Origin of the sequence: Pectobacterium carotovorum (genome assembly GCF_033898505.1) — a bacterium.
Taxonomy (GTDB): domain Bacteria; phylum Pseudomonadota; class Gammaproteobacteria; order Enterobacterales; family Enterobacteriaceae; genus Pectobacterium; species Pectobacterium carotovorum_J.
On the sequence record NZ_JAXAFK010000001.1, the window covers coordinates 1,780,543 to 1,806,126 of the forward strand.

At 55.1% G+C, this 25,584-nt stretch carries 25 protein-coding genes and 1 pseudogene; 13 read left to right on the forward strand and 13 right to left on the reverse strand.

Features of this window, described 5'->3' with window-relative positions; all coding sequences use genetic code 11:
• The first annotated feature begins 2 nt into the window (after positions 1-2).
• The 9 genes from R9X49_RS07915 to sctU are packed head-to-tail and all read left to right on the forward strand — an operon-like array spanning position 3 to position 7,246.
• Positions 3-938: an FHA domain-containing protein gene (locus R9X49_RS07915; protein ID WP_319847867.1), complete on the forward strand. Its 936-nt coding sequence runs from the start codon at positions 3-5 to the stop codon at positions 936-938.
• Positions 938-2,305, forward strand: coding sequence for a type III secretion system ATPase SctN (gene sctN, locus R9X49_RS07920; RefSeq protein WP_319847868.1), 1,368 nt, complete (start codon positions 938-940; stop codon positions 2,303-2,305). The genes R9X49_RS07915 and sctN overlap by 1 nt, the downstream gene beginning before the upstream one ends.
• On the forward strand, positions 2,295-2,732 hold the full coding sequence (locus R9X49_RS07925; RefSeq protein WP_319847869.1) for a type III secretion protein: 438 nt from the start codon (positions 2,295-2,297) through the stop codon (positions 2,730-2,732). Before sctN ends, R9X49_RS07925 begins: the two co-directional genes overlap by 11 nt.
• Positions 2,729-3,274, forward strand: coding sequence for a type III secretion system HrpP C-terminal domain-containing protein (locus R9X49_RS07930; RefSeq protein WP_319847870.1), 546 nt, complete (start codon positions 2,729-2,731; stop codon positions 3,272-3,274). Before R9X49_RS07925 ends, R9X49_RS07930 begins: the two co-directional genes overlap by 4 nt.
• A complete protein-coding gene (gene sctQ, locus R9X49_RS07935) occupies positions 3,271-4,428 on the forward strand; it encodes a type III secretion system cytoplasmic ring protein SctQ (protein ID WP_319847871.1) in 1,158 nt (385 codons plus the stop codon). Before R9X49_RS07930 ends, sctQ begins: the two co-directional genes overlap by 4 nt.
• Entirely contained in the window at positions 4,425-5,078 is a 654-nt protein-coding gene (sctR, locus tag R9X49_RS07940) for a type III secretion system export apparatus subunit SctR (protein ID WP_319847872.1), read from the forward strand. The genes sctQ and sctR overlap by 4 nt, the downstream gene beginning before the upstream one ends.
• 7 nt (positions 5,079-5,085) lie before the next feature.
• Complete coding sequence (gene sctS, locus R9X49_RS07945) at positions 5,086-5,346, forward strand: type III secretion system export apparatus subunit SctS (protein WP_180740882.1); 261 nt, start codon at positions 5,086-5,088, stop codon at positions 5,344-5,346.
• A 6-nt stretch (positions 5,347-5,352) separates the two neighbouring features.
• Complete coding sequence (gene sctT / locus R9X49_RS07950) at positions 5,353-6,153, forward strand: type III secretion system export apparatus subunit SctT (RefSeq protein ID WP_319847873.1); 801 nt, start codon at positions 5,353-5,355, stop codon at positions 6,151-6,153.
• Between the two features lie 13 nt (positions 6,154-6,166).
• Complete coding sequence (gene sctU, locus R9X49_RS07955; RefSeq protein ID WP_319847874.1) at positions 6,167-7,246, forward strand: type III secretion system export apparatus subunit SctU; 1,080 nt, start codon at positions 6,167-6,169, stop codon at positions 7,244-7,246.
• 10 nt (positions 7,247-7,256) lie between these two features.
• On the opposite strand, the gene R9X49_RS07960 is transcribed toward sctU, so the two are convergent.
• On the reverse strand, positions 7,257-8,183 hold the full coding sequence (locus R9X49_RS07960) for a LysR family transcriptional regulator (protein ID WP_319847875.1): 927 nt from the start codon (positions 8,181-8,183) through the stop codon (positions 7,257-7,259).
• A 142-nt stretch (positions 8,184-8,325) separates the two neighbouring features.
• Here R9X49_RS07960 and R9X49_RS07965 point away from each other — a divergent pair, with 142 nt between their 5' ends.
• The gene (locus tag R9X49_RS07965) at positions 8,326-9,744 is read left to right on the forward strand and encodes a M20 family metallopeptidase (protein ID WP_319847876.1); all 1,419 of its coding nucleotides are present in this window, start codon (positions 8,326-8,328) and stop codon (positions 9,742-9,744) included.
• A 99-nt stretch (positions 9,745-9,843) separates the two neighbouring features.
• Here R9X49_RS07965 and R9X49_RS07970 read toward each other — a convergent pair whose 3' ends face one another.
• From R9X49_RS07970 to R9X49_RS07995, 6 genes are all read right to left on the reverse strand, one after another.
• Positions 9,844-10,164 carry a helix-turn-helix domain-containing protein gene (locus R9X49_RS07970; RefSeq protein WP_039358997.1) on the reverse strand — a complete coding sequence of 107 codons (321 nt, stop codon included), beginning with the start codon at positions 10,162-10,164 and terminating at the stop codon, positions 9,844-9,846.
• Positions 10,157-10,594 (reverse strand): type II toxin-antitoxin system RelE/ParE family toxin, encoded by a 438-nt coding sequence (locus tag R9X49_RS07975; protein WP_319847877.1) that lies wholly within the window; start codon positions 10,592-10,594, stop codon positions 10,157-10,159. The genes R9X49_RS07970 and R9X49_RS07975 overlap by 8 nt, the downstream gene beginning before the upstream one ends.
• A gap of 40 nt (positions 10,595-10,634) precedes the next feature.
• A complete protein-coding gene (locus R9X49_RS07980) occupies positions 10,635-11,459 on the reverse strand; it encodes a MetQ/NlpA family ABC transporter substrate-binding protein (protein WP_319847878.1) in 825 nt (274 codons plus the stop codon).
• Positions 11,460-11,764: 305 nt separating this feature from the next.
• On the reverse strand, positions 11,765-12,877 hold the full coding sequence (gene menC, locus R9X49_RS07985) for an o-succinylbenzoate synthase (protein ID WP_319847879.1): 1,113 nt from the start codon (positions 12,875-12,877) through the stop codon (positions 11,765-11,767).
• Between the two features lie 41 nt (positions 12,878-12,918).
• A complete protein-coding gene (locus R9X49_RS07990) occupies positions 12,919-13,578 on the reverse strand; it encodes a methionine ABC transporter permease (protein ID WP_319847880.1) in 660 nt (219 codons plus the stop codon).
• Positions 13,571-14,593, reverse strand: a complete 1,023-nt coding sequence (locus tag R9X49_RS07995; RefSeq protein ID WP_319847881.1) for a methionine ABC transporter ATP-binding protein — start codon at positions 14,591-14,593, stop codon at positions 13,571-13,573. Before R9X49_RS07995 ends, R9X49_RS07990 begins: the two co-directional genes overlap by 8 nt.
• Before the next feature lie 542 nt (positions 14,594-15,135).
• On the opposite strand from R9X49_RS07995, the gene R9X49_RS08000 reads away from it, so the two are divergent.
• The 3 genes and pseudogenes from R9X49_RS08000 (at position 15,136) to R9X49_RS23150 (ending at position 18,444) form a co-directional block, all read left to right on the forward strand.
• Entirely contained in the window at positions 15,136-16,479 is a 1,344-nt protein-coding gene (locus tag R9X49_RS08000; RefSeq protein ID WP_319847882.1) for a phosphatase PAP2 family protein, read from the forward strand.
• 438 nt (positions 16,480-16,917) lie between these two features.
• A pseudogene (locus R9X49_RS23145) lies at positions 16,918-17,670 on the forward strand (MCP four helix bundle domain-containing protein); the annotation flags it as partial.
• On the forward strand, positions 17,665-18,444 hold the full coding sequence (locus R9X49_RS23150) for a methyl-accepting chemotaxis protein (RefSeq protein WP_413775885.1): 780 nt from the start codon (positions 17,665-17,667) through the stop codon (positions 18,442-18,444). The pseudogene R9X49_RS23145 and the gene R9X49_RS23150, both read left to right, overlap by 6 nt.
• Positions 18,445-18,473: 29 nt before the next feature.
• Here the strand turns inward: R9X49_RS23150 and R9X49_RS08010 are convergent, their stop codons facing one another.
• From R9X49_RS08010 to R9X49_RS08035, 6 genes are all read right to left on the reverse strand, one after another.
• Entirely contained in the window at positions 18,474-19,778 is a 1,305-nt protein-coding gene (locus tag R9X49_RS08010; protein ID WP_319847884.1) for an aspartate aminotransferase family protein, read from the reverse strand.
• Positions 19,775-20,899, reverse strand: a complete 1,125-nt coding sequence (locus R9X49_RS08015) for a phosphotransferase (protein WP_319847885.1) — start codon at positions 20,897-20,899, stop codon at positions 19,775-19,777. Before R9X49_RS08015 ends, R9X49_RS08010 begins: the two co-directional genes overlap by 4 nt.
• Positions 20,892-21,626, reverse strand: coding sequence for an SDR family oxidoreductase (locus R9X49_RS08020; protein WP_319847886.1), 735 nt, complete (start codon positions 21,624-21,626; stop codon positions 20,892-20,894). Before R9X49_RS08020 ends, R9X49_RS08015 begins: the two co-directional genes overlap by 8 nt.
• 395 nt (positions 21,627-22,021) lie before the next feature.
• The gene (locus R9X49_RS08025; RefSeq protein ID WP_319847887.1) at positions 22,022-22,840 is read right to left on the reverse strand and encodes an ABC transporter permease; all 819 of its coding nucleotides are present in this window, start codon (positions 22,838-22,840) and stop codon (positions 22,022-22,024) included.
• 36 nt (positions 22,841-22,876) lie between these two features.
• A complete protein-coding gene (locus R9X49_RS08030; protein WP_319847888.1) occupies positions 22,877-24,145 on the reverse strand; it encodes an ABC transporter permease in 1,269 nt (422 codons plus the stop codon).
• 42 nt (positions 24,146-24,187) lie between these two features.
• The gene (locus tag R9X49_RS08035) at positions 24,188-25,267 is read right to left on the reverse strand and encodes an ABC transporter substrate-binding protein (RefSeq protein WP_319848610.1); all 1,080 of its coding nucleotides are present in this window, start codon (positions 25,265-25,267) and stop codon (positions 24,188-24,190) included.
• Positions 25,268-25,584: the final 317 nt, after the last annotated feature.

The following is a 25,584-nucleotide window of genomic DNA, read 5'->3' on the forward strand; positions in this document are numbered from 1 at the left end:
TCATGTTTGAATTACGCGTGCTGACTGGTTTACATCGCGGTGCGGCGCTGCCGCTCTGCGGAAACGCCTGGCGCATCGGTGCAGCCGATGATGCCGATCTCGTGCTCTACGATCCCGGCATCGCGCCGTATCACGGTCAGTTGGAGAAGACCGCTGACGGCTGGACGCTTAGCGCACAAGATGGCGCCTTGTGTAATGCGGAAGGCCATACCATCGAACACATTGACGCTCTGCCGCCCGGCACGCCGTTTGCGCTGGGGGAGATTTGGCTCTGCATTGTCGCGGCCGATACCCCCTGGCCTGACGACAGCGAAACGCCTCCGACCGTGGAAGAAAACGTTTCCTCTGCGGATATGCCCATCGATGAACCGTCGGATCATGTCGCTGCACCTATTCCTACGCCTGCCTCCACACCACGTCTGCCGCTGTGGGCCAAAGCCAGCTATCTGCTGCTTGGCGCGCTGCTGCTGGTAATGGTAGGCAGTTGGCAGCTACAGGAGAGCGTCGCGATGCCTGCCGCCCCGCCGCCGCAGGATACCCGTAAACCGCTCAGCACCCTGCCACAGCTGGAAAGTACGCTGCGCATTATGTTGCAGGAGCGGGAACTGAGCACGGCCGTGAAAGTGGCGGCGTATCAAGATCGCCTCACGCTCACAGGACAATTAACGCCGGACGATCAAAAAAAGCTGGAACGGATGCTCGCCCAACTCCACCAACGTTATAGAACCGCGCTGTCCGTGGATAACCGGACGCAGCTGAAAACGGAACAGTTGCCGTTTCAGATCGTTCAGGTAACCAGTGGGTCACGCGCCAACGTCGTCACAGCGGATGGCCAACGCTTTTTCATCGGCGATGAGATCGACAACCTGCGTCTGGTGAAGATTGATGAGCACCAGATTGAATTCAGCGGCAGACAACAGATAACGGTGAACTGGTAATGCAGACTCAACCCTCTTCTTTTCCCCTGCTCGACCAGTGGGTCGCACAGCAGCGCCAGCATCTGGCAGCCTATGCGCCCGTGGAGAAAAAAGGCCGCGTCATGGCCGTCAGCGGCATTCTGTTGGAGTGCAGCCTGCCGCAGGCACGCATTGGCGATCTGTGCTGGGTGGCCCGTCAGGACGACAGCCAGATGATGGCCGAAGTCGTGGGGTTTAGCCCGAACAATACCTTTCTCTCCGCGCTCGGGGCGCTGGACGGCATCGCACAGGGTGCCGCCGTGACGCCGCTGTATCAGCCGCACTGCATTCAGGTGTCGGAACGTTTGCTGGGCAGCGTGCTGGACGGGTTTGGCCGGGCGCTGGAGGACGACGGCGAGAGCGCGTTTGTCGAACCCGGTCATGCCACAGGCCGCACACAGCCGGTGCTGGGCGATGCCCCGCCGCCGACCTCCCGACCGCGCATCAGTCAGCCGCTCCCCACCGGACTGCGCGCCGTCGATGGCCTGCTAACCATCGGTCAGGGGCAACGCGTCGGCATCTTCGCCGGCGCGGGCTGCGGCAAAACCACGCTACTGGCCGAACTGGCACGTAATACGCCGTGCGACGCCATTGTTTTCGGGCTGATTGGCGAACGTGGCCGCGAACTGCGCGAGTTTCTCGATCATGAACTGGACGATGAACTGCGCAGTCGCACCGTGCTGGTGTGTTCCACCTCCGACCGCAGCAGCATGGAACGCGCGCGCGCGGCGTTCACCGCCACCGCCATCGCCGAAGCTTACCGGGCTGAAGGCCGTCAGGTGCTGCTGATTATTGATTCCCTAACGCGCTTTGCCCGCGCCCAACGCGAAATCGGCCTGGCACTCGGGGAGCCACAGGGGCGCGGCGGACTGCCGCCGTCGGTCTATACGCTGCTACCGCGTCTGGTCGAGCGCGCCGGACAAACCGAAGACGGGGCCATCACCGCGCTCTATTCCGTGCTGATCGAGCAGGACTCCATGAACGATCCGGTTGCCGACGAAGTGCGTTCGCTGATTGACGGGCACATCGTGCTCGCCCGACGGCTGGCGGAACAGGGGCACTATCCGGCTATTGATGTGCTGGCGAGCCTAAGCCGCACCATGAGTAACGTCGTAGATACCGATCACACCCGCCACGCGGGCGGCGTACGGCGTCTGATGGCGGCGTACAAGCAAGTTGAGATGCTGATCCGCCTCGGAGAATACCAGCCCGGCCATGACGTGCTGACCGATTCCGCCGTCAACGCCCATGCAGAAATCACGCAGTTTCTGCGTCAGTCGATGCGTGAACCGATGCCTTATGGCGTGATTCAACAACAGCTCGCCGGAGTCAGCCGCTATGCCCCATAACACCGAACGCGATGCCGAGTTACAGACCGTGCTGAACCTGCTGATGCCGATACGCCGTCAGCGCTTAAGCCGCAGCGAGCGTCAACAGCGGCAGGAAGAACAGCAGTTGATCCGCATTGCGGAACAGCAGCGCCATCATCAGAAGCAGGTCGATGCGCTGCAACAGGCCAGCCAGACGCAGCGCGACCAGTTTACCCGAGAAACCCTGGGGCAGCGCCAGACGCTGGAAAACCTGAAAAAACGCCTTGCCGCCGAGCAGCGCTTACTCGGTGATATCGCGACAGAAACGCAGCAGGTGCGGGCCTCGCAGCAGCAGCACCGCGATCAGCAGCGTCAGGTTGATAACGCCCGAGATGCCACCCGCCAATGTCAGAAGGCGGTGGAGAAACTGGAATATCTGCTTACGTTACCTCAGGAGCACGTATGAATAACCGACAGATTGCGTCATCCGAATCTACGGCGACGCAGAACGCGCAGGCCGTGCTACACGGCAAATCCTCTCGCGCAGACGGCTCGCAACACGACCCACAGCCCGATCCGCAACATAGCGATTTCTGGGAGGCCTTCACGTTTTCAGACGGTTTTGAAGACGCATTCTATCAGGACACGCCTATCGTCTTATCGCCGGGCGGCCCCATCAATGGTGCGCAGCCGTTGCAGAGTGAAGCATCAGACAGTCCACAGTATGTGACACCGTCACAGTGGCAGCCGCTGCAATGTGAGCTGATTGAGGCGATGGACAACATCTGCGCCCCACCGTTTGCCTTCAGTCTGCAACTGCCGCAGTTGGGCGATATCGATGCGCGTTTAGCCACGCTGGCGCCGCGCGGCTGGGATATTTCTCTGCGTTTCAGCCGGGAAAGTTACCACCAGTTAAAAGATCGGCGTGAAGCCTGCCGTCACTCGCTCGCCAGCGCGCTGGATTGCCCGATAAACCTGCGTTTTGACGCCAGAGAGTATGAGCGATGAGTTCAAATTCCCCACACATTCGACCGCTGACACTGCCGACCCGGCGTGCGCAGCACACCCGCATCCGCTCGATGCTGGCAACCGGGCTGGTTCTGCCGTTTATTCGCGAGGGGTGCGAGGGCCGCCTGCATCTTCAACTGACGAACGAATGCATGCTGGCAGAGGAATCGTCCACCGCGCAGGCCAGCGGTTGGCGTAGCGACATCGGTGATATCGCACTGACCGATCCGTTCCCGGTGCTCAGCCTGCTGTCGGACTGCCCACTGCTGCCCCTCACAGAAGACGATGACGTGGCACAAGAATGGTACTGGACGCTCTACAACCAGTCGCTCAATCCCGTACTGCGGACACTCGTCGGGGAAATGTACCCGCTGGATCGTTCCCCGAAAGCACCTGACTCAACAGAACAGCACGGCAAGGGTTCGGCTCTCTGTGCCTGGCTCAGCGTGAGTTGGAACGGCATAACCGTGCGCAGCCGGATGCAGGCCGCAGATACTGTCTGGCAGGCGCTGCTCTCTCGCGCGAGTTGGCTCCGTCAGCGCCACGCGCTGCCCGCCGGAATGACTATCGCTATTCCGCTCACGCTGGCTGATGCCGTGCTGCCGCTGTCCGCGTTACTTCGTTTGCGTACGGGCGATCTTATTCTGCCCAACCGCCCGTGGTTTACCCCCTCCGGCGAGGGAACGCTGTCATCCGGCACGCTGCGCCTGCGCGGCACGCTACAGCTCACGGAGCTCGCCCCCTATACCTTTACCGTTACCGACATGGAGACTGTCTCAATGCCCTCGTCCGCTACCGACACGATGCTAGCCGATCCCCACTCAGAGGCATCGGCACTTGAATTCACACCAATCAGTGACAACGTCACTGAAAGTGTACCCCCGCTGCCGGTCACCTTACATATTCGCTGCGGCAGCCTGACGATGACGCTGGCCGAATTGCAGCACCTTGCCAGCGGCAGCGTGTTAACGCTGCGCGACGTGGTGCCGGGGCAAGCCTGGCTATATCACGGCGATATCGCTCTGGCGAGCGGCGATCTGGTCGATGTGGAAGGAAGGCTGGGGTTACAGATTACCGAGCGTTTTTCCGCACCCACGCAGCATGTCGCGATAGCGGATGAAGAACACGCCGCCGAACCGGAGCTGGCCCCATGACCTCCGGCGCGTTCGACCCGTTGATGTTTGCGCTCTTTCTGGGCGCCCTCTCCCTGATTCCGCTGATGATGATTGTCTGCACCTGCTTTCTGAAGATTGCAATTGTGCTGCTGATCACCCGCAACGCCATCGGGGTACAGCAGGTGCCGCCCAATATGGCGCTGTACGGCATCGCGCTCGCGGCAACGCTGTTTGTCATGGCCCCGGTGTTTCAGGACGTCAGCAAACGCGTGCAGGAAAAGCCGCTGGATATGACCGATATCACGTCGCTTCAGGCCAGCGTGACCTACGGACTGGAACCGCTGCAAACCTTTATGTCACGCAACGTTGACCCGGATATCCTCACCCATCTGCATGAGAACAGCCTGCAAATGTGGCCCGCGTCGCTATCCGAAAAGGTGAATACGCAAAATCTGCTGTTGGTGATTCCGGCGTTCGTGCTGTCGGAGCTACAGGCTGGGTTCAAAATCGGCTTCCTGATCTATATCCCGTTTATCGTCATCGACCTCATCGTCTCAAACGTGCTGCTGGCACTGGGGATGCAGATGGTTGCGCCAATGACGCTTTCGCTGCCGTTAAAGTTGCTGCTGTTCGTGCTGGTTAACGGCTGGACGCGACTGCTGGACGGCCTGTTCTACAGCTACCTGTGAGGCCGCGATGGAAATAATCACGCTTTTCCGTCAGGCCATGGTGATGGTCGTCCTGCTCTCCGCGCCGCCGCTGCTGGTTGCGGTGATCGTCGGCGTGCTGATTTCACTGCTACAGGCGGTGATGCAGTTGCAGGATCAGACGCTGCCTTTCGCCGTCAAACTGATTTCCGTCGGGCTGACGCTGGCGATTTGCGGGCGCTGGATTGGCGTAGAGCTGATGCAGTTGGCCATTACCGCGTTCAACATGATCGCGCAGACCGGGGTATAAATCCGCATGATCGCCATCATTCAGCACGTTTACGACTTTATTATTGCTATTACGCTCGGCATTGCCCGGCTGTATCCCTGCTTTATTCTGGTGCCGGTTTTTTCACTCAACGTGCTGAAAGGCATGATGCGCAACGCCGTGGTGATTTCCCTGACGCTGCTACCAGCCCCCATCGTACAGCAGCAACTTTTGCTGACGCCGCTGTCCTGGCCGATGCTGCCCGGCCTGTTGCTGAAAGAGCTGATCGTCGGGCTGCTTATCGCGCTGATTCTGGCGATGCCATTCTGGCTGTTTGAATCCGTCGGTGCCCTGTTCGATAACCAGCGCGGCGCGCTCATGGGCGGCCAGCTCAACCCCGCGCTGGGTTCGGACGCCACGCCGCTCGGCCATCTGCTGAAACAGACCCTGATTCTGCTGCTGATTATCGGTATCGGCCTGAAAGGGCTAACGCAGTTGATTTGGGACAGCTACCAGATCTGGCCGGTGCTGTCCTGGCTGCCCGCACCGGGTGAAAAAGGGTTTGAAGTCTACCTCAGCCTGCTGGCTGATACCTTTACCCATCTGGTGGTGTACGCCGGGCCGCTGGTCGCGCTGCTGCTGCTGTTGGAATTCAGCATTGCGCTACTCAGCCTGTATAGCCCGCAACTTCAGGTGTTCGTCCTCTCCATTCCGGCCAAGTGTCTGGTTGGGATGGCATTTTTCATCGTCTACCTGCCGGTGCTGCAATATTTAGGTGACGACCAACTTCAGAAGCTGCCGGACCTTAAGCACCTGCTCCCGCTGCTTTTTACGGCATCGAACAGCTAATCAGGCGGAACCGATGAGCGAAAAAACGGAAAAGCCCACAGAGAAAAAGCTGGAAGACGCGCGCCGTAAAGGAGAAGTCGGGCAAAGTCAGGATGTACCCAAACTGCTGATCTGCGTCGGCCTGCTGGAATGCGTACTGGCGCTGGCAGACAGCACCATGGGGAAACTGCAAACGCTAGTGCAACTGCCGCTGCAACGGCTGGATGCCCCGTTTGCGCAGGTAGCAAAAGAAGTCTTTCACGACGCCGCTGTGCTGGCGGGCACGCTCTGTCTGCTGGCCGCCGCCATTGCCGTGCTGTTGCGCGTGGTGGGCGGTTGGATCCAGTATGGCCCGCTGTTTGCACCCGAAGCGCTGAAGCTCGATCTCAATCGACTGAACCCGATTAACCAGTTCAAGCAGATGTTTTCGATGCGCAAGCTGGTGGAAATGCTGACCAATATCCTGAAGGCCGTGGTGATCGGTACGGTCTTTTATAAAGTGGTGGTACCAGAGCTGGAAGCGCTGGTCGAATTGGCCTATGGCGATCTACACGGTTTCTGGCAAGGGGTGAAAGCGCTGCTGACGCGTATTGCCCGTACCACGCTGACAGCACTGCTGGTGCTGTCCGCACTGGATTTCGGCCTGCAAAAATATTTCTTTCTCAAGCAGCAGCGCATGAGCCATGAGGACTTGCGTAACGAGCACAAGGATTCCGAAGGCGATCCGCACATGAAAGGCCACCGTAAATCGCTGGCGCACGAACTGATGAACGAACCCGCCGCGCCGCGCCCCAAAGCCAAAGTCGAAGATGCCGATATGCTGTTGATTAACCCAACGCACTATGCGGTGGGGCTTTACTATCGCCCCGGCAAAACGCCGCTGCCGCGCATTTTGTTTAAAGGGGAAGATAGCGCGGCGCAGGAGCTCATCGCGCAGGCGAAAAAAGCGGACATTCCGGTGATTCGCTTCATCTGGCTGACCCGTACGCTGTACCGCACTACGCCGGAAGGCCATTACATTCCGCGCGAAACGCTTCAGGCCGTGGCGCAGGTGTACCGCGTCCTGCGCCAGCTCGAAGACGAACAAAAACGCGACATTATTGAGATGGAGTGAGGGCGGATATTTAGCTTTCCGCCACCTGACTCAGGTAATACGCTTCCCCCTGACGCAGCTCCGCCACCATGAAATCCAGAAAAGCCTGCTGCTGGGGCGCGTGCGCTTTGCCTGCCAGCGTTTGGATTTGAAGCGAACGCTGGTCAAGCTGCTTAATATTCAGCGGTTTCAGGCGCATCGGTTGCTGTAAGCACTTGTACATCACGGAATAGAAACTACAGGCAGTGACCGCCCCCGGCGTGCTCATCGCATAGTAATAAAGCGTGGTGAAGTTGTTGCAGCACAGCGTCGGCTCCAGAAAGGTGCCGTTCATGCGGCACGAGAGGTCAAACAGCTGGCGCAGCGTGGTTGAGGATTCCGGCAAGGCCAGCGGGAAAGGATGCAGGTCCGCCAGTTGAATAGACTGCTGCGCCAGCGGATGATCGTCAGACATCAACAGCATCAGCGGTGCAGGCAGCGCCAGTTCCACATTCACCCCCTGTTCAGGCGCCAGCGCAAACTGGAGTGCAATATCCACTTCACCATTGCGGATCATCTGGGACACCTGCATCGCCGAGTCCACCTTCAGCGCAAAGGTGGTATCCGGGTCATGCTGACGAAAACGCGCAAACAGCGTCGGCAGCAGATCAAACGCCATCCCTTCCGTACAGCCGATGCGCAGCAGTGCCCGACGGCTGGCTTTCAGCCCCTGAATCTCCGCCACGGCAGCATCCATGTCCATCATGCTCTTGCGCACATGGTTTTCCAGAATGCGTCCGGCATCGTTTAACACCATGCCACGCGCGTGACGCTCGAACAGTGGTACGCCGATGCGCTCCTCCAGCCGCTGGATTTGACGACTGATTGCAGAAACGGCCACAAACAGGTGCTGACTGGCGGCGCTAAGCGAACCAGTAGTGGCGACCACCAGAAAATAACGAATCTCGGTGCTGTGCACGGCGGCGTTCCTTTCAGACAGAGCGGGGAATGTGAAGGTTTATATTAAAAGCAAAGCTTAATTGCAATTTTTATTATTGTTGCAAAGCTCATTTTTTCTTTAAATATCGGTAACTTCGGCACATTATCCAGCAAGGAAAGGCATGACCAGCGCAGACCTTATTCGTATCGCCTGTGAACGTTTCGATCGCGGAGAATTTAAACAGACGTTGGCTCGGCGTATTGCCCACGCCAGCGAGAGCCAGAAAGCCGGTAACCAGCTCGCGCTGAACCGCTATCTGACCGATGAGATCCAACCCGCGTTGCAGGCAATGGGGTTCAGCGTAAGACAGATTACCTCATCGGACGAACGGCATCCTCCTTTTCTGCTGGCCGAACGCATTGAAGACCCCAGCCTGCCGACCGTGCTGTCTTACGGCCACGGTGATGTGGTTTTCGGTGATGAAGAAAACTGGCGCGATGGGCTAACGCCGTGGGAACTGGTGGAGGAAGGCAACCACTGGTACGGGCGCGGCAGCGCCGATAACAAAGGCCAGCACAGCATTAACCTGATGGCGCTGGAGCAGGTGTTTCAGGCTCGTGGGCAGCGTTTAGGCTTCAACTGCAAACTGCTGTTCGAGATGGGGGAAGAAATTGGCTCACCGGGGCTGGCCGAGCTGTGCCAACAGCACAAACAAGCGCTGGCGGCCGATATCTTTATCGCCTCCGACGGACCGCGCCTCAGCGCAGAGCACCCGACGCTGTTCCTCGGCTCTCGCGGCTGCGTCAATTTCCGCTTGCGCATCAAGGCACGCGAGCAGGCTTACCACTCTGGCAACTGGGGCGGGCTGTTAAGCAATCCGGGCACCCAGTTGGCGAACGCTGTCGCCAGTCTGGTCGACGGGCAAGGACGGATGAAGATCGACGCCCTGCTCCCTCCACCGTTGACGCCCGCGCTGCGCGAAATCCTCAGCACCATCGATCCCGCCGGCAGTGAGGGCGATCCGGCGATTGATGAAAACTGGGGCGAAGACGGTCTCACGCCTGCCGAACGGCTATTTGGCTGGAACACGCTGGAAGTGCTGTCGTTCATTACCGGCAACCCGAGCAAGCCGGTGAACGCGATTCCCGCCGACGCGACGGCGATTTGCCAACTGCGTTTTGTGGTCGGCACCGACTGGCCGCATCTGGCGCAACATGTGCGCCAACACCTCGACCAGCACGGCTTTACGCAGGTGGACGTTGAGGTGCTTAACACGTCTCCGGCGACGCGCTTTAACCCGGAAGACCCGCTGGTGAACTGGACGCTGGCACTGATGCAGCACATCAGCGGCAAACAGCCCGCGTTGTTACCGAATTTGGGCGGCTCGCTGCCCAATGACGTTTTCGCCGACATCCTCGGTCTGCCAACGCTGTGGATCCCCCACTCCTATCCGGCGTGCGGCCAGCACGCGGTCAACGAACATCTGCTGAAATCCGTCGCCCGCGAAGGATTAGCGATCATGACTGGATTGTTCTGGGAACTGGGGGAGCAAGGAGATACGCTATTAGAAGAACACCGAGAATATGCGAATCAGAGGTGATGTTTAGAACCTGAGTTCATTGCTATACACACAAAAGTGGCCGTATTAAACGGCCACTAAACGCAATGAAACAACCATTTATTTTTCTTAACTGCATCATCAAAGAATAGCACTTAAGCCTTTTCTCTCGATGACCTCCAGTATTCGTAACGCCGCACCCGTTGGTGCGCTTACTCCACGTTCCCATTTCTGAACGCTGTTGGCCGACATATTAATGATGCCAGCTAGTTGGCTTTGACTAATTTTTTCACGCTCACGGATGGCTCGCACTCTGCTCGCGTCCATGCTGGCGCGTGATTCCGTTTTTTGACTTTCAGCTACCAAGCGATTGATAGCGTCAAGATCAACGTCACTGGCCGTACCTGCGGCATGTTGACGCTGAATCATACTCTGTATATTTAATAAGCGCTTATCAACCATTTATCACCTCAACAAGCTCTTTGTTTTTAAGGTCTGTTTCGAGATCGGCATCAGATTTATTTTTAAACACCGTTGACGCAATTTTAAAAGCCGCCAATACATCATCGGGAATTTCTTTCCCACGCGTTGATACCGTGTTTTTCTCCCATCCTTCAAAGAAAAACACCTTACCTTCTCGATGATAAGCCACTATTGTCCGGGCACCACCGCGTTTACCCAAACGGGTAGCCACGCGCTTTTTATAAACACCACCACCGAGGCCTCCTTTATCTGGATGATCAATAATGTCTGCCGCAATATCACGTAACTGTTGATCGGTTATGCCTGATTTTCTACGAGATTTATCGTAGTGACGCTCAACAAAAATCCTTTTTTGTCCCATGCTTTTCCCATAAAAAATGCCCGATATTACTATGGTAATAACTACCATAGTAATATCGGGCAATAGCGTCAACCGGTTCGGGAGTCGTTTACTCGGATGGCGCGCCTTTCTTCATCCACTCCGGTTTCTGGAACGCGTGGAACATGGAGTTTTTGTCTTCAAAGAACGCGGCGAATTCCGGAGATTGAACGGCGGCTTTCAAATCCTGAGCGAACGGTTTATCGGCATCTTCCGCACGCACGACGATCATGTTTTTCAGATCTTCCGGCAGCACATCCAGTTGAATCGCGTCAGACAGATTCAGACCAGCGGAAATCGCGAAGTTGGCGTTAATCAGCGAGCCGGTTACGCCACCCAATGCACGTGGCAGTTGTGCCGCTTCCAGCGGCTTAAAGACCAGCCCTTTCGGGTTTTCGGTGATATCGCGCAGCGAGGCTTTCGTCGGCGTAATCTCTGGATTGATCTTGATTAGGCCGTATTTTTGCAGAAAATCCAGCGAACGTGCCAGATTTGACGGATCGTTTGGCAGCGTGACGATATCACCCGCTTTTAGCTCATTCAGGGAGCGGACTTTGTTGGAGTAAAAGCCCATGCTGGCCGTCGGCACGGTGATCACTTCCGCCAGTTTCAGCCCTTTATCCGCACTGAAACGGTCAAGATAGCGGCGGTTTTGGAACAGGTTGGCGTCGATACTGTTGTTCGACAGCGCCAGGTTCGGCTGGATGTAGTCGCTGAATTCGCGCACTTTTACCTCGTAGCCTTTTTTCACCATTTCCGGCTTGATCGCTTTCGTGACCATATCGCCATACGGCCCCGGCGAGACGCCGATGGTGATTTCTTTGCCTGAATCTGCTGCATAAGCCTGAGAGATACCCAGCGCCAGCATGAGTGGAATGAGTTTTTTCAATCGCATCGTCGCGTTCCTGTCTGTCTGATTGAGTCAGTGTTCGCCGTTTTGCTAACGGCATTTTTGTTGTCGTTATATAGAGCGCCAGCACAGGGTTAAGATCGAGATTCCGGGAGCGACCACGGTGCGAGGTATCCCTACGGGAACCTCATCACCGTGTTTCTCCCTAAATCCATACTCTTATGCCCTGCGCGGCATCGCTCATTATTTTTTTCTATTTTGATAACGTTATTCCCTGGTGTTGGATAACGTTTTACTGCTCACATGTTTTACTAAAAAAAGGTTACTAAAAAAGCTGATTCAATAATCAGTTAAAACAAAAAGGTTTCCTGTCCGTAGCAATATTTTTCGTACAGTTCAGGGTTAATATCGAAGCCGATTCCCGGTTTATTTGGCACCGCGACACAGCTGTCTTTGTCTAATTCGACAAACGGCAGCATGAAGTCTTCATGCCAGTAACGGGAAGATGGCGGAATATCGTGCGCGTAGATAAAGTTCGGCAGCGTTGACACCGCAATGTTGTGCGCTTTACCGACCGCCGTATCCAGCATACCGCCGCACCACACCGGAATATTGTGCGCCTGACAGTAGTCATGAATCAGCTTGGTTTCAGTAATACCGCCCACGCGCGCGACTTTAATATTGATGATTTTGGCGCTGCCCAGTTCGATCGCCTTACGCGCGTCTTCTACCGACGCAATACTTTCATCCAGACAGATAGGTGTATTCACCGCCGCCTGAAGTTTGCGATGGTCGATAATGTCGTCGTGCGCCAGCGGCTGCTCGATCATCAGCAGATTGAATTGATCAATGCGCTTAAAGAAATCGATGTCATCCAACGTGTAGGCGGAATTGGCATCCACCATCAGCGTAATATTACCAAACGCCTGACGCAGTGCCAGAATATAGTCGTAATCTTTTCCCGGCTTGATCTTTATTTTGATGCGTTTGTAGCCTTCATTCAGGAAATTATCGACCACGCTGACTAATTTATCGGGCGTGTCCTGAATACCAATACTCACACCCGCTTCGACTTTATCCCGTACGCCGCCCAATAATTGATGCAGCGGTACGCCTTTTATCTTCGCGTAAGCATCCCAAATACCGCCTTCGATTGCCGCTTTGGCGCAGTTATTACGCTTTACCGGGGCGAAAATATCGCGCACCTGCGAAGGATGCTCTATATCCCCAGCCTGCTTAATCATCGGGATCAGGAAGTCACGCATAATATGCCAGGCGGTGACGTTGGTTTCTTCGTTATAAAACGGTAGAGAAATAGCCGAGCAATCGCCGTAACCAATCTGTCCGCCAGCGTGAACTTCCGCGATGGAAAAGTGTTTCTCCGTCTGCGTCGCAAAGCTGGTAGTAAATGGTGTTTTCAGCGCCATTTTCATTTTTCTTAATACAATTTTGTCTATTTTCATGACATCTCTCTGCTGCCCTGAATACCCTATTCTGTGGTGGTTTAGCGGCGTTCGCGCTTATTCGCTCGTCGCGATAGCCTATCACCCAGCGTTTGCACGACCTGCACCAGCACCACCAGCGCAATCACGGTCACCACCATGACTTCGGTTTCATAACGGTAATAGCCGAAGCGGATCGCCAGATCGCCCACGCCGCCGCCGCCGACAATTCCGGCCATTGCCGAGTAACCAATCAGGCTGACCAGCGTGATCGTCAGGCCACGTAATAATCCTGCCAGCGCTTCCGGTAACAGCACGGTTCCGATAATGCGCGTCGGGCTGGCACCAAACGCTTCTGCCGCCTCCACAATGCCGGGATCGACTTCGCGCAGCGCGGAATCCACCAGTCGAGCATAAAAGGCAATCGCCGCGACAGACATCGGCACCGCCGCGGCCACTGGCCCTATCGTGTTCCCCAGCAGAAACTGCGTTAATGGCAACAGCAGCACCAGCAGGATCACAAACGGGATCGAGCGGATAATATTCACCAGCACGGTCGAGACCAGATAGATAAAACGGTTCTGCCAGAATAAATGACGATCGGTCACATAAATCGCGATACCTAACGGCAGGCCGAATATCACCGCACACAGCGTTGAAATACACACCATCGTGAAGGTTTCACCGAAGGCAAAAACTAATTCACCCCATAACTCAGCCATTGATGACCTCCACCCCAAAGGTATTCTGTCGAATATAAGCAATAGCGGCCGCGAGGTTATCCGCCGTAGGATCGTCACGGTATGAAAGCTGGGCGATAATATGCCCCAGTGCGCGATCGTTAATGTATTCAATATTGCCGTGCAGAATATTTACCGATACCTGAAATTGCTGTGCAACGTCGGATAATATGGGCTGCTCTACCGAATCATCGGCAAAGAGTATTTTCAGCAAGACACCTTTGTTGTTCTGCTTAAAGCGTTCCGGTAATTCGATCGGGCTGGTATGGCTAACCAGCTGTTTGGTGTAGGCGTGTTGCGGTGAGGAGAAGATCGTAAAGACGTCGCCTTCTTCCACAATATTTCCACCTGTCATCACCGCCATGCGCTGACAAATACTTTTAATCACGCTCATTTCGTGGGAGATAAGCACGATCGTGATACCTAATCGGACATTGATGCTTTTCAATAGCGCCAGGATAGACGCCGACGTTTCCAGATCCAGCGCCGAGGTCGGTTCATCACACAGCAGCACTTCGGGGTGGTTGGCGATGGCGCGAGCAATGCCAACACGCTGTTTCTGCCCGCCGCTCAGCTGCGCTGGATAAGATGTTCCTTTGTCCTGCAACCCGACCAGCGCCAAAATTTCCGGCACGCGCGAGGCGATTTCTTCTTTGCTCTTACCCGCGGCACGCAGGCTGAACGCCACGTTGTCATACACATTGCGAGTATGCATCAGATTAAAATGCTGGAATATCATCCCGATGCGCTGCCGATGCTGGCGCAGTTCGCGGCCGGACGCATCGCTAATCAGCGTATCGCCCAGAAACACGCGTCCTTCGGTCGGCCGCTGCAATAAATTGATCGTCCGCAGCAGCGTACTTTTCCCCGCGCCGCTGGTGCCGACAATCCCAAAAACTTCACCCTGTTGAATGGTCAGGTTGACGTTGTTTACCGCTCTGGACTGTGCTGCTTTGCCGGCGGGAAAATCAACGCTCACGTTTTCTAACCGAATCATTACCTGACTCACTCCTGCTGACTGACTATTTTAAGAAATGTATCGTCGGCATACGCAAACGTATGCCTGTTTGATGTAGGGAAACCCTGATTTCGCATTAACGGGTGTTAAGCCTATCCCACAGAACCGTTTCACTTGTTATGTTGAACAGAGATAGGCTTTTCATCGCCTTTTGCATTGAGGAATAACCGGGCTATTTATCGTTGCCATTTTTGTTATAATTAGATTAATTTCTTATAAATCAATGAAATATTAAAAAATATTCGTCTGTTTAAGTTAGAGAGAAATGAGCTTTGCGTCAATGATAAAAAAAGCAAATCACCTTTCTGTTTTTTAGAAACTTTTTTATGCTTTTTTCTTCTATATAGGTGACTACCGCCCTCGGTTATCCCCATTCGAATCACGGCATCACTAAACATAACAAATCATGATAATTCTTTGATAAGTATCTCAAAATATATCCTGAAACATTACTATCACAATCAGCGCCTAGCCTGATCCCGCACAGAAAAACGTCTATCCTCCCAATTAAGGATGCCACCATGCGTTATCGCTCTATGCTGCTACCGGCGACTAAAGTGTTACCCGCGCTCAACGTTTTACCGGCGATCAAGCTGCTGCCCGTTGCCAGTCTTTTCCTGTTACCACTTTCAGGGTTTGCTGCAACGTCTGAACCGGACAACGCAAGTATCAGCGCCATTGTGGATACCACCACGCAGGCCAGTAACCGTCCCCACGTGATTGAACTGGAGCAATCCATTCAGGCCGCGCTGCGCAAAGCGATCCAGGGGGATGCGCCGCAGCTTACCCGAGCGCAGTTGGATCAGGCGAAAGAAACGCCACAAATGGCGGATATTGACTGGCTCAACAACAGCGGTTATGACTTCGCCGTGAAAGCCAACCAGCAGGCAGGCATTGCGCTGCTGGAATCCTTCTCCCACCTTTCCACCGATGTATTACAGCAAAACATGGCTATCGTGACGCGCATTAATCGCGAAGCGACCACAGGACAGCGCGAACAGGCACTGGTGGATGCAGAAGGCCAGGGGTATCTCTACTATCTGGCTGATGCATTGGGTCCACGTTTGGGTAAGGTCTTCATTAACGCGTATAACCACGGTGAAATACGCAAGGCTGCCGTCTTACTCAAGCTATCCGCCGTCAGTACGTCCGCAGCTAAGCAACATTTCAACTACCCTCGCCCTTTCCTACAGCCGAATAACACCATTCATCTGGTGCCGGATACCGCCGTGATTGGCGATAACAAACCCTACACCGCTTCCGGCGGCGCATTTCCGAGCGGGCATACTAACACAGGCTACACCGACGCTCTGCTGTTAGCAGAAATGCTCCCCGAGCGCTTCGTCCCGCTGATCGATCGCGGCGCGCTCTACGGCTATTCACGCATCGTGCTGGGCGTGCATTATCCATTAGACGTGATCGGTTCGCGGATGCTTGCTGAACGCAACGTGGCGCACTACCTCAACGATCCACAGTACCGTCGGCTGTTTGAGCAAGCGAAAACGGAGTTACGCAGCGCGTTAGAGAAAGCCTGCGGCACGACGTTGAGCGCCTGCGCGAAGAGTGCGCCGCAGGACGACCCCTACGCCGCACCGGAAATGAAGACGTTTTACCGCTACACGATGACCTACGGTCTGCCGGCGCAACCCGGTACGGCGTCCCCGGTTAGCGTTCCCGAAGGTGCGGAAGTCCTGCTCGACCCCGTGCTTCCCCATCTCTCCGTAGCCCAACGTAGAAACCTGATGGTGAAAACCGCGCTGGCTGACGGTTACCCACTTTCCGGCGCGCCGGGCGATAAAGGTACACAGAATTTCTGGCAACGCCTCAACCTGCATGACGCCGTGCAGTTAGCACTGCGCCGCTAATGGAGCCCTCTTCCTCGCGTTTTCTTACGCGGGGAGGAGGAATGCCACGGGCGGATAATATTTAATTACGGAAATTTATTATCATTATTATCTTCACTTGCCGTTGTTTCATTTTTTTTAAAAATAAATGATTCTATTTTTTAAAAAATGCCCCTATATGAAGAAATGTTGAAGCTACAACACCACCTTCATAGCGCCACCTTAACGATTATTCCATCCATTTAACTGTAACGGTAACTTTCCAGACAGGATAATATTTTAATGGTTATTTACCTATCAGCATAGAATACCGATCGCTTTGTAAACCAATGTAAATCGATGCTATCACAAGTCCCCTAATGCCATTTTTTAATTTTAGTTCACCTCAATATAAACCTTATCTCCCCCCCGTCGATATAGAAATACCGCTCCTTATCCGGGAGTCATTTAGAGGTACTTATGAGCATTAAACTTAAATTAATTTCGGTTATGTTGTTAATGGCATTATTGCTTTTGGTTGTCTCTCTTATCGGACTGTTTGGCATGAATAATACTAACCAGTCGATGAAAACCCTGTATCAGGACCGGCTGATCGCGCTGGGCTATCTGGACAATATCACCCGGCAGGTAAACACCGTGATGTTTGAGATCGCCAGTGTTGATCTCTCACAGCCGGACGATGTCAAGACCGGGTTGGCGCACATTGAAGAAGCACAAAAAATTTATGATGCGCAATGGGATTTATACAGCAAGACGTATTTAACGGGCGAAGAAAAAATATTAGAAGAACAGTTTGCAGTATTATACAAGCAGTACAACGATAAAGTCGTTGTTCCTGCCATTAATGCAATACAGAAAAATGATAAAGACGCATTAGAATATATTATCAATCACACACTAAAAAGCGGATACGCCCCGATACAAAAGACGGCCGATCAATTGATTAAATTACAGTCTGATGTGGGACAAGCACTTTATTCCGAATCACAAAGTAGTTTCAGTAATATATTATTCTCCGTCGTCATTACCCTGCTGGTCGGAGTCGTCATCGTTGCCTTATCCGGCTGGCGATTGATTATGTCGATTGCCGTCCCAATAAAAAATGCCGTGGATTTAGCCAGAAAAGTCGCAGGCGGCGATCTGACGCATCGCATCGAGATTACCTCGCGCGATGAAATGGGACAGTTGCAAACCGCACTGCGGGAAATGGTGCTGAACCTGACGGATATCGTTGAGCGTGTACACAGCAACGCCGACATTATTGCAACCGCATCCAACCAGATCAGTAGCGGTAATATCGATCTCTCCTCCCGAACCGAGCAGCAGGCCAGCTCACTGGAGGAAACCGCGGCGTCAATGGAACAGATGACATCCTCCGTGAAACAGAATGCCACTCATGCTGCCCACGCCAGCCAACTGGCAACGACCGCCTCGCAGCGCGCTGTTGATGGCGGCAAGATGATGGGCGATGTGACCAATGCCATGCAACAGATGGTGTCCTCCGCAGAGAAGATCACCAATATCATCAGCGTGATCGACGGTATTGCGTTCCAGACCAATATCCTCGCGCTGAATGCTGCCGTGGAGGCCGCTCGGGCGGGCGAGCAAGGGCGAGGCTTTGCCGTCGTCGCGGGCGAAGTTCGCACGCTGGCACAGCGCAGCGCCAGCGCGGCTAAAGAGATCAAAGAACTGATCGGGACGTCCGTCGAACAGGCAAACCGCGGGCACCATGTCGTTACCGACGCGGGCAGTACGATTCAAAGCGTGGTGGAAGACATCAAACGCGTGGCCTCGCTCGTGACCGAAATCTCCACCGCCAGTAATGAGCAAAGTCTGGGCATCGGGCAGATTAATACCGCGATTTCACAGATGGAAACGGTCACGCAGCAAAACGCCGCGCTGGTTAACGAAGCCGCCTCTGCCGCCGGTTCGCTATCCGAGCGGGCGGGTGAACTCAGTCATGCCGTTGCGGCGTTTCGTATCTAACCACCGTTCTCACTACACCCAGACGCGAGTTATGGCTTCCACGTGTGGGTGTCGGTGACTGTCAGCACATCGCTCAACGTGGTTAAAAACACATCGGCGTGTTCTTCCTGAAACACCAGCGGTGGGCGAATTTTCAGCACGTTCGCCGCGGGTCCCGTCGCGCTGATCAGCACACCGCGCTGGCGCATGGCATTCACCACCTGCAATGCGGATTCACTTGCCGGCGCTTTGCTTTCACGATCACTGACCAGTTCTACGCCGATAAACAGGCCGTAAGCCCGAATATCGCCAATCAGCGGGAAATCCTGCGCCAGCTGCTGTAACCCTTGTCGCAGATAATGACCCACGCGCTGGGCGTTCTGCTGCAACTGCTCTTCCCGAATCACTCTCAGTACCGCGTGCGCCGCCTGACAGGACACCGGATTGCCGCCGAACGTATTGAAATAGCGAACCTCTCGCCCAAATGCCTCAAATAATGCGGAACGTCCAACCAGCCCGGCGATAGGATGCCCGTTACCCATCGGCTTCCCTAAACTCACCAAATCCGGGACGACACCGTGACGCGCAAAGCCCCACATTGATTCCCCGGTGCGACCAAAGCCCGGCTGCACTTCATCCGCGATAAACAATCCGCCCGCCTGACGAATCAGCGCCGCCGCTTGTGCCATTTCGCCTTCCGGCGCACAGAACACGCCGTCGCTGGAAAAAATGGTATCCACCAGCAGCGCGGCAGGACGAATACCTTCCTGCTGCATCTGTGCCAGCGCGTCACGAATACTGGTAAGAAATGCGCCGGGCTGACGATAGGAATCTGGTGCGTCAATCAGCTTCACATGACTACCGCGCGCCACACCATCGCCCAGCGACGGCGACAGCTCCGCCAGCGCACTGGTCACGCCGTGGTACGCCCAGCGCGTCACCAGGACGCCCGTCCCCCCCGTGGTGTGGCGGGCAATGCGCAACGCCAGATCGTTGGCCTCACTGCCGGTACAGGTCAACATCACGTTGTCCAGTTCGGCGGGAAATTCGCTGAGTAAATCTTCCGCAAAATCGACAATGGCTGAGTGCAAATACCGCGTGTGGGTGTTGAGCAGAGCGCTTTGCCGCGCCATCGCCTCCACCACCGCCGGATGACAATGCCCGACCGAGGCCACATTGTTATAGACATCCAGATAACGTTTCCCCTGCTGATCGACCAACCACACGCCCTCGCCGCGCACAACATGCAGCGGTTCTTCATAAAACAGGCGGTAACCGCTGCCCAATACCCGCTGACGACGTGCCAGCAACGCTTCTGTCGTTGTCATTTCAGGCGTGATATCTCTCTGACTCATCGCATGTCCTCCGGGCAAACCTGCTGTAGGCGAGTCACAAACTGCGCATGGGAATAGGTCGCGATGCGCTGCAAACTGTGCCAACAGCGCGGCACATTACGCAGCAGATATTCCCGGTTGTCGGGGTAGCGTGATGCTCGCCACTGGGCAATCGTCAGGGTCAGTGCCATGCGGGTCGCAATCAAATCCGGCAACAGTGCGATTTCTTCCGGCGCTAGCGGCCTGTGCTGGTGATACGCCGCGATAAAAGGCACAACATGTTCCAGCAGATCCGCCCCATCGCCAATTTGATACGCCAGCGCCGTCGCCACTTCACAGATTAACGGGGCAAATACGGCGTCGCCAAAATCGATAATGCCGGTAACCCGCGTTGGTAACGTCCCCTCTACCAGCACGTTATGCGGATTCAGATCGTTATGAATGACCTGGCGGCGTAACGTCGTCAATGCTGGCGCGACGCGACTGTCATAGCGGTCAAAAATACGCCGAAGGTGCTGGTGCTGTTGCCGCTCAGAAATGAAATCGAGGTAAGGACGCACCTGCTCTGCGCGGCTGATATCCCACAGCAGAGAACGGTTCGCCGCCGGATGCGTAAAGCCGTGCAGCGCATTGTCCAACTGCGCCAGCGTACTTCCCAACTGCGGCATCAATGCCGTTGAAGGCGCGGCCAGGTGCTGCGGCGTGCCTGCCAGATAGCTCACCAACCGCACGCGCAGCAGTACGCCATCGCTTTCAACGCTCGTTTCCACCCGACCTGCTGTTGTCGGCAGGATTCGTGGAACGGGCAGTTCAGGGGCCTGCTGCGCAAGGTGCAACAGCAGCGCGGTCTGGAAATCGCTGACGTCGGCGGGTTCCGCCGCATTGATCACCTTCAGCATATAGCGTTCATCTGGCGTGACCGTTAGGCAGAAATTCATATCGCGCTCCCCCTGAAGTAGCGCCATCTGCCCGGATAAGCCATATTCTTGCTGCGCGATAGCCAATGCCTGCTGGCAGGAAACCTGCGGCACGGCCTGCGTCATCAGATCGTCGCCATGCGATACCGCCTCGGCAAACACCGGCTGATTAGACGCGGAGAATGGGAACTCGGGAAAAAGTGCAGTGCGTCGTCCGTCAGACATGCTGCCCTCCGTTGATGTGAATTTCCGCGCCGTTGACATAAGACGCACCGGAGGTGCAGAGAAAATAGATCAGGCTTGCTACTTCTTCGGGCTTGCCTAAGCGCTGCATCGGCACCTGCCGTTCAATGATGTCGCCCGTACCGGGTGACAGAATCGAGGTTTCAATCTCCCCCGGCGCAATCGCATTCACGCGAACGCCGTGTGGGCCGAAATCAAACGCCATTTCCCGCGTCAGCGCGGACAATGCCGCTTTTGACGTGGCATAGGCTACGCCAGCAAAGGGATGAACGCGCGATCCGGCAATCGAGGTCACATTAATCACGCAACCCTGTGATGCTTTTAGCTCGTCGAACAAGCCGTTTGCCAACAGCGCACAGGAAAACAGATTGACGTTGAAGACCCGCAGCCAGGTCGCATAGTCCGTGTCGCGCACGCCCAGACGCTGCCCGCCTTCGCCTTTTGGCGAAATCCCCGCGTTATCGACCAACGCATCCAACCGCCCGCCCAGTTTTTCCTTAATCAGCGGCAGCGTCTGTTGCAGGCTGTCGATATCTTCCAAATCGAGATGAATGTGATTAAGCAGTTTTTCCGCCCACGGGCACTCTTCCGCCCAGTTCTGACGCGACGCGGTAAAGATCCGCCACCCCGCCGCGTGGAAATGCTTAACGGTGGCATGCCCGATTCCCCGGCTGGCACCGGTCAGCAAGAGTGTTTTTTGCACTGTCATACCGAATCTCCTGAGCCCTTGTAGACGATTCATCAAATGGTGTTTGATGCATCATAAATTAGGTTTTAAAAAAAGCTGAATAAATTTTCAGCGAAATCTAATCTTTTCTCTTGGCGTAGAATGATGCTGAAGAGAAAACGTTTTCAGGATGAGCAGCATGGATGCTGCGAAAGCCAGTGCCGCGTCGGGAGCACGTCACTGGCGGTCCGTCAGGAAAACGTTATCTCTGAAGGCACCGCGTAGCGGCATCATGAACCGCCAAAAAGCCAGGGTTCCAAGGGCGACGGCAACTGAGCCGCCCTTGGTCGTGCGCTCTCCGATGCAAAGGGAGAAATGCGATCTCAACGCGCACGAAACATTCTCTCATGATTACATTGTACTGTTTGACTCCCCACCTAACTCCCACTCCGTAGCCGCTCAGAACGGCGGCGTAAAATCTCCATCACGATCAACAGGATAAGCGCAGCGCCCACCATCATGGTGGCGGCGGCGGCGATCGTCGGGTCGAGATTTTCGCGGATACCGGCAAACATCTGTAGCGGTAGCGTGCGCTGGCGCGGGCTGGCGAGAAACAGTGTGACGATCACCTCATCAAACGACGTCGCAAAGGCAAAGAGCGCACCGGAGAACACGCCAGGCGCAATTAGCGGAAACGTCACCTTACGAAAAGCCAGCAGCGGCGAAGCACCCAAACTGGCGGCGGCACGCGTCAGGTTGTGATCGTAATTCTTCAATACCGCCGTGACCGTAATTACCACGAACGGCACACCCAGCATGGCATGTGCCAATACCAGCCCCAAATAGCTGTTCAACAGCGATAGCTTGGCAAAGAAGAAAAACATCCCTACCGCGACAATCACCACCGGCGCAATCATCGGTGAAATCAATACCGCCATCACCAGTGATTTACCGCGAAACTCACCGCGCACCAGCCCAACTGAGGCCAGTACGCCGAGTACCGTCGCCAACAACGTCGCTAGCGGAGCAATCAGCAGACTGTTGCCCAGTGCACCCAGCCACTCGCTGGAGTTAAAAAACTCGCGATACCAGCGCAGGGAAAATCCCGTCAGCGGATAGCTCAGAAACGAACCGGCATTAAATGAGAGCGGAACAATCACCAGCACAGGCACGATCAAAAACAACAGCATCGCCGCCCCGTAGAAATTAAAGAACGTGTTCCACAGACGGATCACCACTTCACCCTGCTGTCTCATTGGTTATCTCCCAGTATAAGGTTACGGATATCGTGCTTAGTGCGCCGCGGCTTCCGCATTGGTGCGCGTCACGCGGATGTACACCACATACAGCAGCGTCACGATAATCAGCAGTTGTGTCCCCAACGCGGCGGCCATTCCCCAGTTCATGGTGGTATTGGTGAAGAACGCGACAAAATAGCTCAGCATCTGGTCGCTCGGCCCGCCCAGCAGCGCCGGCGTAATGTAGTAGCCAATCGCCATCATGAAGACCAGCAGCGCTCCCGCCGTCACGCCCGCGTAGGTTTGCGGCACATAAACCCGCCAGAAGGCGATAAACGGATGCGCCCCCAGCGAAACGGCCGCCCGCACGTAATTCGGGGAAATGCCTTTCATCACCGCGTACAGCGGCAAAATGAAGAATGGCAGCAGGATGTGGGTCATCGAGATGTAGACGCCGATACGGTTGAACACCAGCACCAGCGGTTCATCGATAACACCGATATTCATCAGCGAACGGTTAATCAAGCCACCCGACTGTAACAGCACAATCCAGCTCGCGGTGCGCACGATCAGCGATGTCCAGAACGGCAGCAACACCAGAATCAGCAACAGGTTGGCGCGGTTAGACGGCTGTTTCGCCAGCCAATAGGCCAGCGGGTATCCCAGCCCCACGCACAGTAGCGTCACCACGCCTGCCATCAGCAGCGTGCGCAGCAGCACATCGACATACAGCGCCTGATCGGCAGGCTGCGGGACAATCTGCTGCGTGGTGGCATCAACTTTATGGTCAAACACCGCCAACAGGTAATAGCTGGTAAAAGGCCGCGCTGCGCGATCGAACGTTTGCCAGGTCGCCAATTCCCCCCACATCGGCTGCTCGCGTATCAATTGAGCACGTATGTCGCTGCTGCCCTCAGCGGGCAGCTTACGCAATGTTCGGGTAATCAGCGTACGGTATTCCGCCCCTTCATACCCCAACCGTTTGGTAATCGTGCTCAGCTTACCGCTGCTGCGGGCATCGCGCAGATCGCCAACCAGTGCCCGAAAGACCGCTTCATCCGGCACATCATTGCCCGACCATTGCCGCATAGCAGCAATGGTCTGTGGCATATTGTCGCGCAATTCCGGGTTGGAGACGCTTTTCCCCAAAATCGAGGTGATCGGGAAGAGAAAACTCACCACAATAAACAGAAACAGCGGCGCAATCAGCAGCAGCGAACGCTTCTTATAAGCTTTCTGCGCTAGCCACAGTTGCTGCTTCAAGGTCGAATTTTCCTCGTTTCCGCCAGAAGGTACAGCGGCGACGACATCGCTCTGGGACATAGGCTCTTTCTCCATCATCACGTACGGTCAATCACTGCGGCTTTACTGCGCGGCCCAGGCGTTAAAACGCTGCTCCAGCTCTTCACCGTGATCGATCCAAAACTCAGTATCTACCTGCAATGCCTGTGCCAGATTATCCGGTGCGGTCGGCAGATTGGCGGCGACGGCTGGCGTTAACAGACTAGTGGTTTTGATGTGTGTCGGGCCATAGGGAATGTTCTCGGCGAATACTTTTTGGTTTTCCGGCTGATTGGCAAACGCAATGAACTGTTCCGCCAGCGCTTTGTGCTTGGAGCCTTTGACGATTGCCCAGCTATCCAGATCGTAAATGCTGTCGGCCCAGACGATCTTGAAGTCATGCCCTTCTTTCTGCGCTGCCGCGACACGACCGTTATACGCAGAGGTCATCACCACATCGCCCGACACCAACCATTGCAGCGGCTGTGCGCCAGATTCCCACCACTGAATATTGGATTTGATCTGATCCAGTTTCTTAAAGGCGCGATCGACACCCTCTGGCGTCGCCAGTACCGTATAGAGGTCGTCACGCTTCACGCCATCGGCCAACAGCGCGATTTCCAGCGTAAATTTGGCACTTTTACGCAACGCACGCTTGCCGGGATATTCTTTTACATTCCAGAAATCGGCCCAGCTTTTCGGTGCCTGCTTCAGCTTCTGCGCGTTATAGGTCAACACGGTTGACCACAGAAAAATCCCCGCGCCGCACTCGGTGACCGCCCCTTTAACAAACTGGGATTGATCGCCCAGTTTTGACCAGTCCAGCGGCTCAAACAGCCCTTCGTTACAGCCGCGCATCAGCTCAGGGCCTTCGACTTCCACGACGTCCCACCCTACCTGTCCGGTTTCCACCATCGCCCGGATACGCGCCATTTCACCGTTATACTCACCGGCTTCAACCGTGCCTTTACCCGCCGCGGCGAACGGTTTGTAAAATGCCTTATCCTGTGCGTCCTTGTTCAAACCACCGAATGAGATCACCGTGACGGATTCCGCCTGCGCCTGACAGGCCATCGTCACCAGAAAAGCCGTGGCCGCTATTTTCTTCAGTACCGGACGGTTGAAGAAGCCTTTCGCTTTGGATGTGTTGTTGAGTTTGGACATCATTTCGCTCCTGGAGTGGTAGTCAACGTAAAGGTCAAATGCGTATCACCATTTGCGCACGCTATTTCTTGCTCATCATTTTTGATGCATCATGTATCAAAATAATCATGCCAAAAAATATGAGCATAAATTGTGCCAATTCAAAAATTTTATTGATGTTTTGCTACAGCAGCGGCGGGAACGGGGATGAGAAGCATCAGGGGGAGACGGCTATCCTTTACACCTGATGAGACTTCGCCATTTTTGCCATATTGTGGTGCACGCTGATATTGCCTTGCACCACCCAAACGCATTGCGCGTCTGATGTTCGCGTGCCG